A 20,782-nucleotide genomic window follows, 5' to 3' on the forward strand; every position below is an offset into this window, starting at 1 on the left:
AAGAATATCGTATATTGAAGAAGATACCAATGCTAAAGTGGTTATTGATAGCTCATTCATGAGTGAATTTGAGAAAATTCGTCATGAACTTCCAAATGATAATTTAGCGATTATTACTAACCCTAACAGTATTGCCTATGTGATTTACACCTCAGGAACCACAGGACAGCCTAAAGGAGTTATTATTGAGCAAAAAGCGTTAATCAATTTATGTTATTGGCACATAAACTTCTACAAAACAGATACAAGTAGTAGAGCCGTATTGTTTTCCGGACAAGGGTTTGATGCATCTGTTTGGGAAATTTTTCCTTACTTGTTGAGTGGTGGTAATTTGTTTCCATTGACTAATGAAAATAAATATAATTTAGAAAAGTTAGTAGAATTTTATAAGGAACAATCAATAACGCATTCTTACATCCCGCCAGTTGTTTTAAAAGAGATTTTAGCATTAAATCCAAATTTAGAATCCCTTACATTTCTTCCGGGCGGGGAAGCTCTTGACAATATTGAGACAAAGGATAATAAAATATTCAATATTTATGGTCCTACTGAAAATACGGTTGTTACAACAACATATCCTTTAAAAACAAATAATAAGTATTCATCTACGCCTATTGGTAGTCCTATATCTAACACAAAAATTTATGTTTTAGATAATAAATTAAACTTAGTCCCAATAGGAGTGCCAGGGAAATTATATATTTCTGGAATAGGTTTGTCTCGCGGATACTTAAATCAACCGGAATTAACATCAGAAAAATTTGTCAATAATCCATTCGAAGAAGGAACTAAAATGTACGACACGGGAGATTTGGCCAAATGGCTTCCTGATGGGAATTTAGAATTTTTAGGTCGTAAGGATTATCAGGTTAAGATAAGAGGCTTCAGAATTGAATTGGGAGATATCGAAACTCATATTTTACAGTTTGAAAATATTAAACAGGTTGTTGTTGATGTAAAAGAAATCAATTCAAATAAAATTTTAGCGGCGTATTATACAACTATTAATGGGCAGGAAATAGATAAGGCTAAGTTAAGAGAGTATCTTTTAAATAAACTGCCGGAATTCATGATCCCTGGTTATTTGGTTGGAATAGATAGTATTCCATTAACTACAAACGGGAAAGTTAACCGCAGAGCTCTTCCTGGTATATCCGAAGAAGATTTGATTAAAAAAGAGTATGTAAAGCCAAGGAATGAAACAGAGGAAAAATTAGTAATAATTTGGAAAACTGTATTAAAAGTTGATGAAGTAGGTATCACTGATAATTTCTTCGAGTTGGGAGGTAACAGTTTAATGATTACTCAAGTTATTAATCAAATAAATAAAGAAACAAATACTTCATTAACCTTTAAAGAGTTTTTTACAAATCCATCAATTGAAGGTCTAGGTGCTAAATTGCAAAAGAAGAATTATGAATCTATACCACTGGCACCAATTCAAAATGATTATCCGGTAACAGCATCTCAGTATAGATTATGGGTACTTAGCCAATTAGGGGAGGGATCTTCAGCTTATAATATAGCTTCTGCTTTAAAACTTAAAGGAGAGTTATATTATGATAAGTTAGAATTGGCATTGCGTATTTTATTGAAAAAACATGAAATTCTAAGAACTGCATTTTTTACAAATGAATCTGGTGAAGTAAGACAGGTTATTCTGCCTGAGAATGATATTTTATTTACAGTTGATGTTAAAGATGTGTCTGATGTTAATAATCCAGAAAATTTAATCGAACAGTATTTGTCTGAACAACAAACGTTGCCTTTTGATCTGGAAAAAGCACCGTTATTAAGAATGGGCTTACTTAAAATTTCTAAAGAAGAAACAATTCTTAGTTATTGTATGCATCATATTATTAGTGATGGTTGGTCAATGCAGTTGTTAGTTTCTGAAATGATAAAAACGTATAATGCATTGGTTAAAGGTGAAAATATTGATGAAAAAGCTCTTTCAATTCAATATAAAGACTATGCCGGTTGGTTACAGTTAAAAAAGAATGAAAATGCTTTTCAAGCCTCTAAAGAATATTGGCTGAATCAATTTGGTGGTACATTGCCTATTATTGAACTTCCTGCTTATAAACAAAGACCTGCTGTTAAAACATATAACGGTAACAATATTTCATATGCGTTTTCGCCGTCATTTTCTAATGCTGTCAGAGACTATTCAAACAAGCAGGGAACAACTGTTTTTATGACACTTTTGGCAGGGGTTAATGCTTTGTTATATAGATACTCTCATCAAAATGATATAATTATAGGAACTCCTGTAGCAGGTAGGGAACACCCTGATGTTGAAAAACAATTAGGATTATTCCTGAATACTTTGGCTTTAAGAACACAAATTGATCCTGATAAAACTTTTGGAGAGTTTCTTCAACTGCAAAAGCAAAATCTCATAACAGTATTTCAATATCAGGATTATTCATTTGATGAATTAATTGACAAACTTAATTTAAAAAGAGATTTAAGCCGTTCAGCTTTGTTTGATATAATGGTTGTTTATCAAAATTTCGATCAGATTAATTTAGCTGAGAATAACCAACTGGAAGGAATTGAAGTTGAGAACCTATCATTTGAAAATAAAAAGGCAAAGTTTGACATTCAGTTTACATTTTATGAGCAGGATCAATTAAATCTTAATATTGAATACAACACTGATATTTATAATGACGAATTCATAAACAAAATTTTCAGACATTTTGAAAATGTTCTGGTTCAGGCGATTAAAAATTCAGAAACAACAATTGGCAAAATCGATTATTTAACCAATGATGAGAAAGAAAGATTGCTTTTAGAGTTTAATGATACTTCTGAAATCTATCCTAGTAACAAAACGATAATAGATTTAGTGGAAGAACAGGTAGCTAAAGCGCCTGATAATCTTGCGATTGTTTATGAAAATACAGCATTGAGCTATAACGAATTAAACGAAAGAGCAAATCAATTAGGAGCATGGCTGAGAGATAAATATCAAATAAAACCTAATGATTTAGTTGGAATTAAGGTAACTAGATCTGAAAAAATGATAGTAGCCATGCTGGGTGTTTTAAAATCAGGTGCGGCTTACGTTCCAATAGATTTGAATTACCCGCAGGAAAGAATCGATTACATTCAAAATGACAGTAATGCCAAAGTGATTTTGGATGATAACTTGATTGAAACATTTGTTAAAGATTCTTCGAATTACTTTAAATCAAATCCAGAAAGGTTAAACACATCAAATGATTTGGCATATATCATTTATACTTCTGGAACAACAGGGAATCCTAAAGGAGTAATGGTTGAGCATAAAAATGCAGTCGATTTAATTTATTGGTCGGCTAATGAATTTGAGCAATCTAAGTTTGATATTGTTTATGCTGGTACGTCTTACTGTTTTGATTTATCAATCTATGAAATTTTCTATACGCTTTCAATAGGTAAAACAATACGATTGTTGAATAATAATCTTGAAATAGGTAAGTATGCTCCTGGTGAAAAAGATAAAGTACTTATTAACACAGTTCCTTCAGTAATTGGCAGTCTTTTAGAAGAAAAAGATTGGCTGGCTCAGGTTGGGATATTAAACATGGCCGGGGAAGCTTTGCCATTATCTTTAGTAGAGCAGCTTCCATCAGAAACAATTGATGTTTACAATCTTTATGGTCCTTCAGAAGACACAACGTATAGTACATATTATAAAGTGAATCAAATAAACAGAAGTTCAGTTCCTATTGGCAAACCAATCGCAAATACAAGAGTGTACCTACTTGACGAAAAGCATCAAATTGTACCAATTGGGGTAACTGGTACTATATATATATCTGGTTCAGGTCTTACACGCGGATATTTAAACAAACCAGAATTAACAGAGAAGAAATATATCGATAATCCGTTTGAGGCAGGTACGAAAATGTATGATACCGGTGATTTAGGGAGATGGCTGCAAAATGGTGATATTGAATTTCTAGGTAGAAACGATCATCAAGTTAAAATTCGTGGTTTCAGGATTGAATTAGAAGAAATTGAAACCGTTCTAAATCAATATAGTGTAGATCTTAAACAATCGGTAATTCTGCCTAAGAGCCATAAAGAAGAAATAATTTTAGTAGCTTATTATGTATCGAATAGTGATTTTAAATTTGAAGAACTTAAAAGTTATCTGAACCAAAAATTACCGGCATACATGATTCCTGCTCATTTTGTGAGGCTGGATGCAATGCCATTGACACCAAATGGGAAAATCGATAGAAAAGCATTGCCTGATTTTACAGAAGAAATCATAAGCAGAGTTGAATATGTTGAACCGAAAAGTTCAATGGAAAAACAAATTGCCACTATTTGGCAAAATGTACTGAACATTGAAAAAGTTGGTGTTACAGATAGTTTCTTTGATTTAGGAGGGACAAGTATTTCAGCAATAAAAGTTGTTAATCTGATCAATAAGAAAATTGAAGTAAACTTCCCAGTCAATATCTTATTCCAGCATAGTACTATAAATGAATTGGTAAGGCATCATTTAAACACTTTTGCATATACTTCTGACGAAAGTTTTAATTATGGTAATCAAAAAGCAGATAACTCAATTTTTGCATTTCCTCCTATTCTAGGATATGGTAATGCCTATATGGATTTGTTTAGTAATGATGCTGATTATAAGGTGACTTCATTTAATTTCCTTGAAGATAAAAATGATTTGATTGATTATTATGCGAATAAAGTTAATGAGTTGCAGCCATCAGGAGAAATTTTGCTTTTTGGTTGGTCTTCAGGTGGAATTTTGTGTTATGAAGTAGCGGCTTATCTGATAAACCAATTAAATAGAAATGTTTCAAGAATTGTAATGTTTGATTCGGTGATAATACCTGATGAAAAATTAAACGAATCATTAATCGTGGACACCAGTATAATTGATGATGGTTCAGATGCAATGAAAAATATAATTGAAAAGACAAGAATTAAACAGCTTAATTATATAGAACATTTGAAAAAGACTTCTTATAATCAAAAACTGCCAACTGAGCTTATTCAGATTTATTCAAAAACAAATGAAAACAAAGAAAGTTTTGAGGATTTATTTGAAACTGTGATTTATATAGAAGGTACGGGTGCGCATCATAGTATGCTGGAAGGTGCTAATCTGAAAGCAAATAAAAAATTGCTGGAGACCAGTATTGAGGAATATCTTGATTTGTGTGAACAAAAATTGTAAAACCTTATACTTTATTTTGATGCAATACAATTTATCACAAATTTTAAAAGCAACGCTTTTTATTTTGATGTCTCACTTTTATGGTTTTTCTCAAATTCAACCAACAGATACTTTAAGAAATAAGATAAAAGTACCTGAAAAGGAAGAGAATTTTAATATCGGTTTTAATAGTCAATACAAGCAAAATAGGTTTTCGGGTTATGTTAACAGCCTGAACCTTGTTTATAATTACAAGAAATGGAGTTTGAATACGGGTGTCGGTTATAATGACAACAAAGGATATTCTGAAAGTGATGTCAATACTTATTTCACAGCAAAAAACTATTTAGGTAAGGGTGAATCAAAGAATAAGAATAGTGGTTTTACATCTTATTTTAATGTCCAATATTTAATTACAGATAAATCCAGAATTAATCTCTTTTACAAAGGCGATATCACGGATAATAGTTTTCGGGCTGATAACGGGATATACATTGATGATATCAATACTCAGGCTGATTCTGAATATAAAGGCTTTAGGGTTTTGAATTCAGATATCGACCGTCATGCTGTCAATGCATTATTCAGGCATGATTTCAATAAGCCAAATGAGTACTTTACGCTCGAAGCAGATTGGTTAAAAAAGAGAATTGATTTCCATCAGAATACCTATGGATTTGAATACGACATGGCTGATCAGCCTATTTCAGGGACAGAATTTGGAGTAAGGCATGGAGGTGTAACTGATTTGGATGTATATACTTTGAGTACTTCATTAAATTCATCTTTCAATGGAATAGAATATACAATGGGTGCAAATTGGACATACATCAATTTTGACTGTGATATTGATTTTTATCAAAAAAACAACTCTCAATATGAATATGTACAGTCATTGTCTCCGCTTTCAAGCTATAAAGAAAACAGACAAACAGTTTTTTTTGATTTAAAAAAGAAAATTAATAAGTGGGATTTTAAAGGCGGTATAAAATTAGAAAATACGATTACGAGTGGTTTTCTTTTAGATTCCGGCTTTAGAAAAATAAAAAATGAGTACTTAAGTTTTTTACCAAGTTTAGGAATAACTTATAATGTTAATGCTACAGATAAGTTTTTGTTCACTTACATGAGAACAATAAACAGACCTCAATTTAGATTTCTAAACCCGACACTTGGCATATATCATGCGTATGAAAATTATTTGGGAAATCCTTTTCTCAATCCGTCATTCACAACTGATGTAAGTTTGAAATATGCATTTAAATCAAAGTATTCATTAGATTTTCAATATTTAAAAACGAATGACTATATATGGGCTTTGACTTCCTATACTTCTGATAATGTAGTGTCACATATTATAAAGAATTATTTGGATTTAAATACGTATCAGCTTTCAGCCAATACAAAATTCAAATGGGTTGATATTTCAGAAAGTAGAATAACACTAAGAGGATTTTACAAGTTTAATAACCCACAGGTAAATACAATAAAAGATGTAGAAACTACAGGTTGGTTTATAATGCTCAACAATGATTTTTATTTGAATAAACTTAAAACGTTATCAGGAAATTTGAATTTTTGGTATATGTCTAAAGATCTGCAGCAGGAAGCCATTGTTGACCATCAGGCATCGTTGGATTTATGGTTGAATTATTCAATACTAAAGGATAATTTAAAATTTAGCTTTGCTATTAATGATGTTTTAGGCACAATGCAGGAAACTAAAAGAACTACAATAGAAGGAATTAATCAATATTATAGAAATTATTGGGAACAACCACGAAATTTTAAAGTTTCGCTTTTGTATAAGTTCGGGAATAAGAAACTTGTTTATACAGAAAGAAACTCATCCAATACTGCTGATTACAGGAGGTAATGAATTGAAAAAAAGTTGCCATTCTATTATAAAAAATAATGACTAACATATTTAAATACAGATTGTTTATAACAGTCAATTTAAAATTAATACACTAGAACTAAATGAGATTTTTTTTATTACACTTTGCGGGAGGGAATAAATATTCATTCAAAAGAATATTTAAAGACAGCAGGTTTAAAACCTTAGAAATAGATAGAGAAAATAGTCAGGTTGATATAGACGATATAGTTGATGATTTAATATCAAAAAATTTTTCACAATTATATAATGAACCATATTGTATTTATGGGCATAGTATGGGTGGATTATTAGCTTATTTACTTTGTCAGAAATTGCAGGAAAAGAAACTGCCTATGCCTGAAAAATTAATAGTAAGCGGCAAGCTACCTCCTTCAATGCCTAGAAAAAAACTAATATCACATCTACCGGATCAGGAATTTTGGGATGAAGTGGTTGCTTTGGGAGGAATGCCTGATGAAATTAAAGAATATCCTGAATTAATAGAATATTACATGCCTATACTTAGATTCGATTTTAAGTTGGTTGAAGATTACAGACACGAACAAAAAAATAAGTTAACTATTCCTATAGATGCTTTTTTTGGTTCTGAAGAAACGACATACGAAGAAATGGAGGATTGGAAAAACGAATCAATTCAAGAAGTGAAAATCACGCAGCTGGAAGGCAATCATTTTTTCATCTTCGACCACCCCGATTATTTTAAAAACTATTTTAACACCTTAATAACTAAAAGCATATGTTAAAGATATCGCTGAAAAACATCTTTTTTTTACTTCTGTTTGCCTTACCAAATACGATATTGAGTTTTGGAATCTTATTTATCATCAATAAAGTAATTTCCGGGGATAAAAATTATGAAGAACCTTATTTGATTTGGGGGTTTTTAACAGTTGTTGTTTTTACATATTTGCTGAATATAGTTTTTCAAAAAAAACTCAACCAGTATTCTTTTCACATTCTGTATGAAAATGAAAAAGATATTTTCAAGAAAATACTCAAGACCAAGTTGGTCACTTTAGAAAAGTATGGAACGAAAAGATTTTATACTGTAATTGAAGATCTTCGAGTTTTTGCGGTATTGCCCCTGATAGTAACTCATACCGTAAACTCTTTATTAATGCTTCTTTTGTGTATGGTGTATATGTTTGTCATATCTATTTATGCGGGACTTTCGGTTTTATTTATGGTAGCACTTGTTGCTGGTATCTATTTTGTTGTAATGAATACCATGAACCAAAAAGTAGCTGTGTTAAGAAAATTTAATGAGAATTATTACAGCTATGTCGATGATGTTATCAAAGGATTTAAAAATCTGAAAATTAACTCACTACTGTCAAATAATCTTTTATCAAAACATTTAATACCTAACAGAGACGAAGCCAGAGAGCTTGACTATAAAATTAACTATGTTTTTTTATCTATCAACCTTATTAGTCAATACGGATTATATATTGTAATCGGAGCTATATTGTTCATACTCCCTGGTTTAAACCTGCTTCCTAAAGAAGATATCATTTCTTATGTAGTAATTCTTTTGTTTATGACAGGTCCAATAAATAGTCTTGTGAATATGCAAAGTTCTTATAGCCGTTTTGCAGTGGCAAACAAAAGAATAAAAATGTTTTTAAATGATTTCAGTGAAGAACATGAAATAGAAGAAAAGTTTCATGCTGTCACCACAGGTTTTGAAAATTTGGTTTTTAAGAATATCTCTTTTCAATATACAAATTCTCAAAAGGAGGACTCTTTTGCATTACGCAATATAAATATGACGATTAATAAGGGCGAGGTAATATTTATTATTGGCGGGAATGGTAGTGGTAAAAGTACTTTTATTAATATTTTGACTGGTCTTTATGATAGAAAAGATGGTGAAATTCTTCTTGACGGAAAACCTATAAAATCAAAAAATGAGATCATGAAGCAAATTGCTCCTGTTTTTACTGATAATTATGTGTTCTCTAATAATTACGATGACTATGAATTAAAAAACAATGAAAAATATAAGTCATTGTTGAAATTAATGCAGATGGAAAAAGTTGTGAAAGATGATAATGAAGAATCTGCCAGAAGAAGTTTTTCTAAAGGACAAAGTAAGAGAATGTCTTTAATTTTCGCTTTGCTTGAAGAACGGCCTATTATAGTTTTAGACGAGTGGGCAGCCGATCAGGATCCTCATTTTAGAAAATTTTTCTACGAGGTTTTAATTCCGAAGTTTAAAAAAGAAGGTAAAACAATTATAGCTGTTACCCATGATGATGCTTATTTCAATCAAGCCGATAGAATAATCAAATTTGATTACGGTCAAATTGCAACAGATGTTAAGATAAATTCTGATTTCAATGCAATAATGGTTTAAAGTAATACAATTGAAAAATAGACAACTATGAAACTTACCTTACCACAGCAGGATATATTTTTTGAACAACTTATTTTTCCAAATGAGCCAATCTATAATATTGGTGCTAAAATAATTATCAGAGGATCATTAGATTACAAGGTTTTTGAAAAAGCATATGTTAACTTGATTCTACAACATGATTCGTACAGAACACATTTAAATGATGATTTATCAGATGCTGAAATGTTGCTGACGAATGAAATACGACCTCTTGAGTTTCTGGATTTTTCTCAAGAAAAGGAGAAGAGCAGGATTTTTGAATTTATTCACAATGAATTCACCAAAGCATTTGATATCGAAAATGAAAAGTTCTTATACCGCTTTGTACTTATAAAAGAGGATGAACACAATCACTACTTGTTTTCTGTTTATCATCATTTAATTACTGACGGATGGGGTACGTCACTTATGTTTAACAGGCTGGTGAGTAATTATAATGAAATTTTGGAATTTGGTGAAATACAGTCGGTTTATCCGTACTCTTATTCCAATTTCGTTGAAGAGGATCAAAAATATTTTGCTTCAAAATATTATGAAACCGATCAAAAATATTGGTTTGAAAAATTTAAAGTGCTTCCAGACACTTTTTTGCCAAAGCTGGATGCTAATCAAACTATAAATACAAGCGCAAGAAAAGAATTTATTGTAAAAAGAGAGGATTATAATAAATTAATTGAACTAGGAAACGAAACAAAGTCTACTACTTTTCATATAATTTTAGCCATTCTTTATGTTTACTTTTCAAAAAGGTATCAAAACAATCTTATCTCCATAGGCTTGCCTGTATTAAACCGTACCAGTTCAAATTATAAAAAAACAGTAGGACTGTTTATGGGGATTAATTCTTTGTTAATTGAAGTTGATGAAGAAAAAAGCTTTATTGAGTTGATTGAAACAATAAAGTCTCAGTTAAGAAGAGATTATCGTCATCAAAGATTCCCTCTTGGAAAATTAATTAAAGAGCTTGGAATTTTTCAGGAAAAAGAAAAGCTGTTCAATATCACATTGTCTTATGAAAAGCAGGACTATTCAGTTAATTTTTCAAATACTACTACGCAGGTAATTCCTTTGAGTCATTGTTCGGAGAGAGTTGGATTGGCGCTTTATATCAGAGAATTTGATAGTAATGAAGATGTTAAAATTGATTTTGATTATAATCTGAATTATTTTGATAAGGATAGTATAGATAGATTAGTGTTGCATTTTGAAGCTTTAATGAAAGAAGTTGAGGTTTGTCCTGCCAAAAAAATAGGGAAACTAAACTATTTAACACAACCTGAATTAAACCAAATAATCAAAGAATTCAATACGACCAATTTCGTTTACGATAAGGAAAAAACAGTACTAGATTTTATTAAAGAAAAAGTAGCTGAAAATCCTGGAAAAAAAGCAATAATTGATTCTAAAAACAGCTATACCTATCAAGAACTGGAAGCTAAATCAAATGCAGTTGCTGATTACTTAATTTCAAATCATGGATATGATAACAACCCAGTAGGTGTGCTGGTAGAACGATCAGCTGAACTCGTTGTTCTTTTATTAGGGATATTAAAATCAGGCAAATGTTACATACCTATTGATCCTTTACTTCCAAAAGAAAGAGTAGATTATATTATAAACCATAGTCAAGCTTCACTTATTATAACTGAAGAAGCTGTTATTAAAAACCTTAATGAAGATAATGGTGAAGAGCAAGATGTAAAGTGCAGTTATATTTCTAAGGAATTACTTCTTGAACTTGATTCGGTAACCGAAGCAAAACTTCCTGAAATTGACTCAAAAAATACAGCTTATATTATATACACTTCCGGTTCTACAGGAAATCCAAAAGGTGTAGAGATAGGACATAAATCATTGATTAATTTTTTAATCAGTATTTGCAATCAGCCGGGTTTAAATACTAATGATCTTTTATATTCGGTTACTACTTATTCGTTTGATATCTCAATATTGGAGTTTTTTGCACCATTAATTGCAGGTGCGTCAATATATATAGAAAATAAAGATACTCTTAAAAATGTTGAGTCTATTAAAAAAGCTTTGCTGGAGGTGAAACCAACAATTATTCAATCAACTCCAAGTTTCTTTCAGATGCTCTTAAACTCTGGTTGGACAGGAAGTAAAGATTTAAAAGTATTATGTGGCGGAGATAGTTTAAATGCTTCACTGGCAGAAAAAATACTTTTACATTGCGGTGAATTATGGAATATGTATGGGCCAACGGAAACCACAATCTGGTCATCCATAAAAAGAATCAATTTACCTGCGGAAGCTGCTAATATTGGTAAGCCAATTAATAATACACAGATTTATATTTTAGATAAGAATTTAAATGTTTTACCTGTAGACACTGTAGGTAGAATTTTTATTGGAGGTGAAGGACTGGCAAAAGGTTATTTTAAAAACCAGGAGTTAACAGATGAGAAGTTTATCCTAAATCCTTTTGATTTGAACTCTAAAATTTATGAAACAGGAGATCTAGGTAAATGGAATGATAAAGGAGAAGTAGAATTTCTTGGCAGGAATGATTTTCAAGTAAAGGTTAGGGGATACCGCATTGAGTTAGGCGAGGTAGAAACCCAGATACAAGGCTTTAATGATTCTATAAAACAAGTAGTTGCAAATGCTAAAACAATCAACGGAGAAAAGGTATTAATAGCATATTACACAAAAGAAGAAGATAGTTCTGAAATAAATAAAATTGAACTTAGGGATTTTTTATCAAATAAATTACCGGATTATATGATTCCAAGTTTCTTTATAGAATTGGATAGTATCCCGCTGACTCCAAATGCTAAAGTAGATCGTAAAGCACTTCCGGATGTTACAGAAGAAGATGTTATAAGGAGAGAATTCATTTCGCCAAGAAATGATATCGAAAAGAGGTTAGTTGAAATTTGGAAAGAAATCCTTAAAATAGAAGAGGTTAGTGTTAAAGATAATTTTTTTGAATTAGGAGGGCATAGTCTTTCTGCAGGAAAAATTGCCAACAGAATTGCAATTGAAACAGATAAGGCAATAACCTTAAAACATATTTTTAAACACGATACTATAGAAGGTTTAGCACATTTTTTAATGAATGAAACCGATAGTAGTTTAAAAAGTATTCCAGTTGCAGAAACAAGTTTGTATTATCCAATCACAATTGATCAAAGAAATATATGGCTGGCTTCTCAAAGAGATGATTTTTCAAATTCGTATAATATGTATTCTGTTTTTGAGATAAAAGGGGATTTTGATAAAATTCAGTTTCAGGAAGCAATGCAATTATTAGTAAATAAGTATGAGATTTTAAGAACTAATTTTATTGAATTAAGTGGTGAAATAAAGCAGACTATTCATGAAGAAAAGCGTTTTCAATTAGATACGATTTATGTCGAAAATGGAAGTTTATTAAATCATTCACTAAAAGATTTTATTGCAAAAACTTTCAATCTGGAAGATGATATTCTTATAAAAGTGGGTTTATTTGAAACAAATCAGACAAGCAAATACCTAACTTTTCTGACACATCATATTATTGTTGATGGAATGTCATTGGAAATTCTTTTAAATGAACTTATTGCTGTTTATAACGAACAAAAAACCTCTGAAAAAATACATGCTTCTGATTTTAAAGATTATGCAGATTGGCAGTATAAAATATATCAAAATAATGAGAATGATTTTTGGGGTCAATATTTAAAGAATAAAAATGACAAGTCAATTGTATTGTTACATTCAGAAAAAGGCTTAATAAAACAAAAAAGATTTGAATTGGAATCAAGTCATTATATAGCTTTAAAAGGTGTTTCTCAATCTAATAAAGTTACTTTGAGTACAGCAATGTTATCAATGACAAATGTAATGTTGAGTAAGTTATTTCGAGAAAATACGATCTGTCTTGGTACTGTTTTTAATGGTAGAAATCTTTTTCAATTTGAAAATGCAATAGGAATGTTTATCAAAACACTGCCTACGTTTACTGTGATTGATGAAGAATCTGAATTTTCGGAAATTTTAACCTCAAACCAGGAAAATTTCAGAATCTTAGAAGACAATGTTAATATACCATTCGAAAAAGATTTGAGCACATTAACTGACTTTTTGTTTGTTTATCAGTATTCAGATATTTTATCAAGAGATGAAATAAATTTCACAAATTTCTCTCTTATCAGAGAAAAAGTATCATATTCTAAATCAAGATTCCCTGTTATATTTAATTTTTATGAATATGAAGGATTGAAATGTGAGATTGAATATGATGAAAACCTAAGTGATGAAATTATTGATTCATTTTGGGATAGAATTCTTATAATTATTGAGATGGTAAGTAAGAATTTCAATTTGAAAATTAAAGATATAGATATCAGTACTTCAAAAGAATTGGAGAAAATGGAAATGCTTGATATAAGTTTTGATTTCTAATGAAGATATTATACGCACAAATTGACGAAGAAAGACATTCGTATCTGCTGGAAAAATATTTACATACATTTCCTGAAGATTTTGTCAGTAAAGTTCAAAAATTCAGACGATGGCAAGATGCTCAGTTGTCTTTGTTGGGACGGGTATTATTGGATTCTGGCCTAAAATCTTACTTTAATATTACGAATTCTAAAATTATTTATAATCCAAAAGGAAAACCCTTTTTACACAATCAAGATGTTTTTTTTAATATATCACACACTTCAGATTTAGTTGTTTGTTCTATTGCAAACTTCCCTGTTGGGATAGATGTTGAAAAGTTGGATTCAAAATTTGAATACAATGATTTTAAATATCAAATGACTAAAAATGAATATGAAATAATAAAAAACTCAACAAATACAGTTGAAAGTTTTTACTCTTATTGGACTGAAAAGGAAGCTGTTATTAAAGCTCATGGAAATGGACTGCAAATTCCTTTAAATTCTTTTGAATTAAAAAATCAAGAATGTTTAATTGATGAAGAGACTTTTTATGTAAAAAACGTATTTATAAATGAAAAGTATAAATGCAACATAGCTTCTAACAATTTTGATATTAATAATCACCACATACACATTGAACAAATAAATTTGAACATTTTATAAAATGAAATTAAACCCTATTTTTTCGCTTTTATTTTTATTGTTTTTTAATACTTTTTTTTCTCAGGTTAAACTTGAGAAAGTAGCAACTTATTTTCCTGAGCTTGAAGAATTAAAAAACGAAAATATTAACTATTATCGTTTTACTGTCCCTGAAAATTGGGAAAAAACTACAAGTACAAAAAATGCATTAGCAATTGCAGTAGTTAAATCTAAAAACACTTCAAAAAAAGATCCGGTTGTTTTTATACAGGGAGGGCCTGGTGCCAGTACTTTAGACGGAATTTCTTTTTGGGTAAATCATAAATTAAGAAGCAATCATGATATTATTCTAATAGATTTGAGAGGTACAGGTTTTTCTGAACCTAAATTATGTCCTGATTTAGGAGAAAAATTTTTTCAGATACTTGCAAAAAACCAATCAAAAGAAAAAGATGTTCTGGATAAAATCAACGTGTCGTTAGAATGTAAACAGGAAATGATAGATAAAGGAGTGGATATTAATTCCTATAATAGTATTTCTGTAGCAAGAGATCTTCATGCTTTAAAAAATGCATTGAAAATCAATAAATGGAATGTTTATGGAGTTTCATTTGGTACGTTTATCAGTCAGACTTATGCTAAAATGTATCCTAAGGAAATAGGCTCTTTAATTCTTGATTCCTCTATCCCTGATATCGCTGATTATTATGTTAATAATACAAAAAATTACAAGCAAAGTTTAGATAAGCTTTTTAAAGACTGCAGAGAGAATCCTAATTGTAATAAAGAATTTCCTGACCTTGAAAAAGTCTATTACCAAAACATTGTTGAGTTGGAAAAAAAGCCAATTACTGTAAATGTTGATAAATCAATTATACCTGCAGGGAAATTTACTTATAACGTTGAAGATTATAAAATTGCAATTCAGCAGTCATTGTACAATCGTAAATTAGCTGAGATTTTGCCGGTTTTAATTTATCAGTTTAAAGATAGAAATGCGTCATCACTGGCAGGATTGGTACAAGCTTTCTCGGGTGCGTTATCACTTAACTATGGAAATTATTTTTGTTTTACCTGCAATGATGTTATTCCGTTTAATAATTTAAAAAAGTATGATTCTATTGCTTCTTCTTATCCAAAATTAAAAGGAGGACTTTCTTTTTACAGGTCTGATTTTGAAGTTTGCAATAAATGGAAAACAAATCAAATAGTTGGTAAATCTACTTCGTTAAAAAATAATGAGAATTTTAAGGTGTTAATTTTATCAGGAGGTTTTGATCCTATTACATCATTAAATTTTGCAGAAAAAACAGCTTTAAATTTTAATAAAAATAATGTGCAATTAGTAAAAGGATATGCTTACGGACACACTTTAGGTTACACAAAAACAGGTGCGGCCATTATTAATGATTTTGTTGAAAATACAATTATCAAAGATTCACTGAAGAATGAGTTTGACCAAAGAAATGTAAATTTCAGAACAGGGATTTATATCAATAAAGGTGTTGTGAAAATGAGCAGTGAACTCAATGCTAAAAAATGGTATTATTTTTTACCGCTTATAATTTCTCTAATGATAATTCTGGGAGTTTTTATGGGTTCATTAGTTAGATTTGTAATTAAAAAGAAACCAAGTTTAACAACACTGTCTTTATTTATTACATCATTTTTAATTTTAGCTTTTATTGTCTCGCTTGTATTAGGTTTTAATAGTGTAATGAGTGATAATCTTTTTATTCTGGCTTTTGGGATACCGTCAAGATGGGATTATGTATTTCTGTTATATAAATTAGTAATAGTTTGCTCTGTCTTTACTGCTTTGGTTCTATTAATGAAACAAGGAAAAGAAAACTTACCTTTAGTAACCACACTGATTTTAGCTTACGGTATATACCATTATTACTTTTTAAGCTGGTTCTATTTTTAGAAACAGTTTGCTTAAATTTTTTTTGTTTAGATAACTTCGATAGATTTAATGAGATTAAAATAAAAAGAGCAAAGTCTTTGACTTTGCTCTTTTTATTTGATTGATGGTTATGACTATAACAATGAATGGCTCGTCATTACAGCTGGTTTTTCAATAGCCATTAATTCTAAAATGGTTGGTGCAATATCGCCTAAAACACCATCATGTATTGTCTTTAAATCCTTGTCGATTAAAATTAAAGGAACCGGATTGGTTGTGTGCGCAGTATTAGGACTTCCGTCAGGATTTACCATAGTGTCACAATTTCCGTGGTCAGCAATTAGTAAAGTGGTGTAATTGTTTGCTAAAGCAGCTTCAATGACTTCTTTTACACATTGGTCAACAGCTTCACAGGCTTTTATAGCAGCCTGCATATCGCCGGTATGTCCTACCATATCGCCATTGGCAAAATTCAGACATACAAAATCCACTTCGCCTTTTTGCAATTCAGGAACCAAAGCATCTTTAAGTTCAAAAGCACTCATTTCCGGTTGTAAATCGTATGTGGCAACTTTTGGGGAATTTCTTAAAATACGTGTTTCTCCTTCAAAAGGTTCTTCGCGTCCGCCCGAAAAGAAAAAAGTCACGTGCGGATATTTTTCAGTTTCAGCAATCCGGATTTGTTTTTTTCCTGCTTTAGATACAACCTCTCCTAAAGTTTCTGTAATATTGTCTTTATCGTAGATAACATGAACATTATTATAGGTGTCATCATAATTAGTCATAGTAACATAGTACAAGTCTAATTTATGCATGTTTTGTTCGTGCATGTCGGTCTGCGAAAGTACTTCTGTCAATTCACGGCCTCTGTCTGTACGGAAATTGAAAAAGATGACCACATCACCGTCTTTTATAACAGCTAACGGAGTATTGTCGTTGTTTGTGATAACAATAGGTTCTATGAATTCATCAGTTATGTTGTTTGCATAGCTTTCGTTAATACTTGCAACAGGGTTATCTGTATGTTTGCCAGTTCCGTTAACAATCAAATCATATGCTTTTTTCACACGTTCCCAGCGCTTGTCTCTGTCCATTGCATAATAACGTCCAACAATAGAAGCTATTTTAGCAGATGATTTCTGGCAGTGGTTGTGTAAATCTTCAATATGTTTAACACCAGATTTTGGATCAACATCTCGGCCGTCAGTAAAAGCGTGAATGAATACTTTATTTAAGCCAAAATCCTGTGCGGCATCCAAAAGCCCTTTCAGATGCTCAGTATGCGAGTGTACACCTCCATCAGAAACCAATCCTAGAAAGTGAACCGGTTTGTTGTTTTCTTTAGCATAAGCAAAAGCATCATTTAATACTTTTTCCTGATTTAGTGTTTTGTTTTGAACGGCTAAATTAATTTTAGCCAAATCCTGATACACTATTCTGCCGGCACCAAGGTTCATATGCCCTACTTCACTGTTGCCCATCTGTCCTTCGGGTAAACCTACGTTCAAACCATCAGTGCGTAATGACGCATTAGGGTATTTTGTGTATAAACTGTCAATAAAAGGGGTATTGGCATTATCAATGGCCGATACTTTCGGGTCAGGTGATTTTCCCCAGCCGTCAAGTATCATTAATATAACTTTTTTGTTCATAAACATTAGAAATTAACCTCTTAATATGGTGTCCCAAAGTTAGAAAATTATAGCCAATGTTTTGCCTGATTATAATCAATAAAATATTTTACACTAATTGAAAAGGTGTTGTTTAACTTATCTTGATTTAAAACCGATTCAAAGTTTTGAATGAATTTTTTATTCACATTTCTGGAAAAATCAGCTGCATTGTTTCTATACAAAACGGTCATTTGACTTCCAGGGGCAAACCACCATGAAAAACTCAAATCAGTATTTAATGATTTAAAATCAGAATTTCTGTTTCCTGTAAAATTATATGCTGATGTATAGCCATTATCATTTAATTTGTAAAACGATTTGTTTTCGGCATATGACCAGTAATACCTTGTGTTCAGATTAAAGTTCATTCGGGAGTTAATGGAATATTTTCCTTCTAAACCTAATTCGTAAGTTAAGCGGTTTCTCTTTGCAAAAACAATTGTACCGTTGTCATTTGCTACCCAACCTAAATCATTAAATTCATTGTTGACACTGTTTCTTAAAACCAGCATCAATTTATTGCTGAATCTGTATCTGGGTGCAAAATCCAAATAATAAAACCACCAGCCTTTTTGTTCTGCAAATCCTATATTAGGATTGGTGTCAAAAGCAAATTTGTTATTGTAATTAGTAGATATGTATGCCCACATGTTGTAATTTTTAGGATAAATAACATATCTGCCCTCTACACGCGGATCGTAATAGTTAAATCTTTTGAATGGATTTGCATTGAAGCCTATACCGGCCCCATGATTCTTTTTATTAGTGAAATGTGCGTTTACATTAAAATTCTGATCTTGTAAATAGTTGCTTTGCAGGTTATGCTGCTGATAGGTGTTGAAGTTAATCCGGAAAGAGTTTAATTTATCGGTTGGTTTTAAAGTTCTGTAATTGATGTTTCCGTAAATCTCATAATAATTTGTAAGGAAGTTAATTCCTAAATCATTAACGTTGTATTCTTTTGAAACAGATCCGGCCCCTACATTGAATCTTATTTTTCCTGTAGTTTCTGTAAAATTTATATCATTGGCATAACCGTTTGAATATTTACCGGTTTTATCAATTTGCACGATTGAATGTTTGGAAGCACCTGATAAATTGAAGGTATTTTTCTTGGTGTTTAAATCAAAAACCAGAGCATAAGCATTAGCATCCTGCCAGCTCCCGTCACGCATAACATTAGTGTTGATAAATGAAATGGATGAATTTTGAAAACGCTTGTCCAGTACAAAAACATTGTAATTAGTTAAAGGTTCCAAAGTTTCTCTTCTTTTTTCAAGTTTCTCGGGCAAATCTGGATTAGAATTAGGTGTTCTTTTAACTACTGTAACATTTGTAGTTTCGGTCACTGCATTTAAAATACCCACGCCAAGTCCTTTACCTGTTCTTCCTGAAAGTTTTAAGGCATTTATTAATTGTATATTTCCGGGATACTTTTCTATGTATTCGTCTTCGGCTAAATCAATATCAAATTTAGGAGTACCCCCAATTCTTCTTGAATAAAATAAATTCCCTTTACTGAATAAGTCGGTTCCTTCAGTAAAAAAAGGTCTGTTTTCGTTGAACTGCTGTTCAAACGGACCTAGATTCAATATCTGATTGTCAAATTTAGTTTGACCAAAATCTGGTATCAGTATAGCGTCCAGTGTAAAAGCATCTGTCACGCCGTATTTTAAGTCCATACCACCTTTTAGAGTCCCTTTTGCTTTTATGTCAGCCGGGCTGTTCATATAATAGGAAAGATAAGGCATCAGAAATAATCGGGTAGGGGTTTCTATGTTTTCAAGTCCATCCAGCAAACCCGTTTGTTGTGTGAAAGTCCCTATTTTATTGTCAACAGGATTCCATGTGAACTTCTGGCGTAATCTTCGTACTTCCCTGAAAAACTGAATGCCCCAGGTTTGTTTGGCATCTTTGGAAAAACGCAAAGCGGCATAAGGGATTTTCATTTCAACTAACCATCCTTTATCGGTTATCCTGGCCTGGCTCATCCAAATGGCATCCCAGGAAAAATCCTCTCCCTGCTGTTGTGTCCTGATGCAGTCTCCCTGTCCGTTGCTGGCGGTAACAAAAAAACTATATTCTTGCTGGCCGTCATTAAAGCCGTTGATGAATACACCAAAAAAATCGGCAGCGCCTATATTATCTCTCTCTGTGATTTCTTTTAGAATCTTATCCGGTTCACTGTCATATAAAACGGCACCTACATAAACCGAATGATTGTCGTAAATTATTTTTACTTCGGTTTTTAAATTGTCTTTTTCAGCTTTACCGTTATCCGGATCAAACATTACAAAATTTTTCGCAGTTTCTGCATTTTCCCATTCTTTTTCATCCAGGATTCCGTCTATAGAAATTGGGGTTTTTATCCGCGATGCAGTTATTCTTTTTTTCATGTTTAAGGCCATTGCAGGCTTTTTTTCATTTTGTCCATAACTGTTTTGGAGGAAAAAGATTACAGCAAAAGCTATAAGGTGTTGTTTCATAGCGGTTTATAGTGTTTTTTGATTGATGATTGAATTTGGTTTCAAATATAATGAAAACCCTTACCAGATAAAGACTCTTTAAGAATTGTTTAACTACAGGCGTAATGCATTTTATCGATGAAATGCATAAAAAATCGACAAAATGCAAAAAAATTTGGATGGTATATTTTTTTTGATAATATTTGCGATATACTAATAATAACATAA

At 31.2% G+C, this 20,782-nt stretch carries 9 protein-coding genes; 7 read left to right on the forward strand and 2 right to left on the reverse strand.

Annotated features, from left to right (window positions below; all coding sequences use genetic code 11):
- The 7 genes from EZM65_RS13015 to EZM65_RS13045 all read left to right on the forward strand — a co-directional run.
- On the forward strand, window positions 1–5,197 hold a 5,197-nt coding region (locus EZM65_RS13015; RefSeq protein ID WP_136668992.1), incomplete at its 5' end, for a non-ribosomal peptide synthetase.
- Between the two features lie 19 nt (window positions 5,198–5,216).
- On the forward strand, window positions 5,217–7,052 hold the full coding sequence (locus EZM65_RS13020) for an outer membrane beta-barrel family protein (protein WP_136668993.1): 1,836 nt from the start codon (window positions 5,217–5,219) through the stop codon (window positions 7,050–7,052).
- A 104-nt stretch (window positions 7,053–7,156) separates the two neighbouring features.
- Window positions 7,157–7,819: a thioesterase II family protein gene (locus tag EZM65_RS13025; RefSeq protein WP_136668994.1), complete on the forward strand. Its 663-nt coding sequence runs from the start codon at window positions 7,157–7,159 to the stop codon at window positions 7,817–7,819.
- A complete protein-coding gene (locus tag EZM65_RS13030; RefSeq protein ID WP_136668995.1) occupies window positions 7,813–9,435 on the forward strand; it encodes a cyclic peptide export ABC transporter in 1,623 nt (540 codons plus the stop codon). The genes EZM65_RS13025 and EZM65_RS13030 overlap by 7 nt, the downstream gene beginning before the upstream one ends.
- A 27-nt stretch (window positions 9,436–9,462) precedes the next feature.
- Window positions 9,463–13,884, forward strand: coding sequence for a non-ribosomal peptide synthetase (locus EZM65_RS13035; RefSeq protein ID WP_136668996.1), 4,422 nt, complete (start codon window positions 9,463–9,465; stop codon window positions 13,882–13,884).
- Window positions 13,884–14,531: a 4'-phosphopantetheinyl transferase superfamily protein gene (locus EZM65_RS13040; RefSeq protein WP_136668997.1), complete on the forward strand. Its 648-nt coding sequence runs from the start codon at window positions 13,884–13,886 to the stop codon at window positions 14,529–14,531. The genes EZM65_RS13035 and EZM65_RS13040 overlap by 1 nt, the downstream gene beginning before the upstream one ends.
- 1 nt (window position 14,532) lies before the next feature.
- The gene (locus EZM65_RS13045) at window positions 14,533–16,437 is read left to right on the forward strand and encodes an alpha/beta fold hydrolase (RefSeq protein ID WP_136668998.1); all 1,905 of its coding nucleotides are present in this window, start codon (window positions 14,533–14,535) and stop codon (window positions 16,435–16,437) included.
- A gap of 113 nt (window positions 16,438–16,550) precedes the next feature.
- Here the strand turns inward: EZM65_RS13045 and gpmI are convergent, their stop codons facing one another.
- Both gpmI and EZM65_RS13055 read right to left on the reverse strand, forming a co-directional pair.
- Entirely contained in the window at window positions 16,551–18,068 is a 1,518-nt protein-coding gene (gene gpmI / locus EZM65_RS13050; RefSeq protein WP_136668999.1) for a 2,3-bisphosphoglycerate-independent phosphoglycerate mutase, read from the reverse strand.
- A 47-nt stretch (window positions 18,069–18,115) separates the two neighbouring features.
- Window positions 18,116–20,575, reverse strand: a complete 2,460-nt coding sequence (locus EZM65_RS13055; protein WP_136669000.1) for a DUF5916 domain-containing protein — start codon at window positions 20,573–20,575, stop codon at window positions 18,116–18,118.
- Between the last annotated feature and the right edge of the window lie 207 nt (window positions 20,576–20,782).

The organism is Flavobacterium sp. H122 (genome assembly GCF_004959765.1).
Taxonomy (GTDB): Bacteria; Bacteroidota; Bacteroidia; order Flavobacteriales; family Flavobacteriaceae; genus Flavobacterium.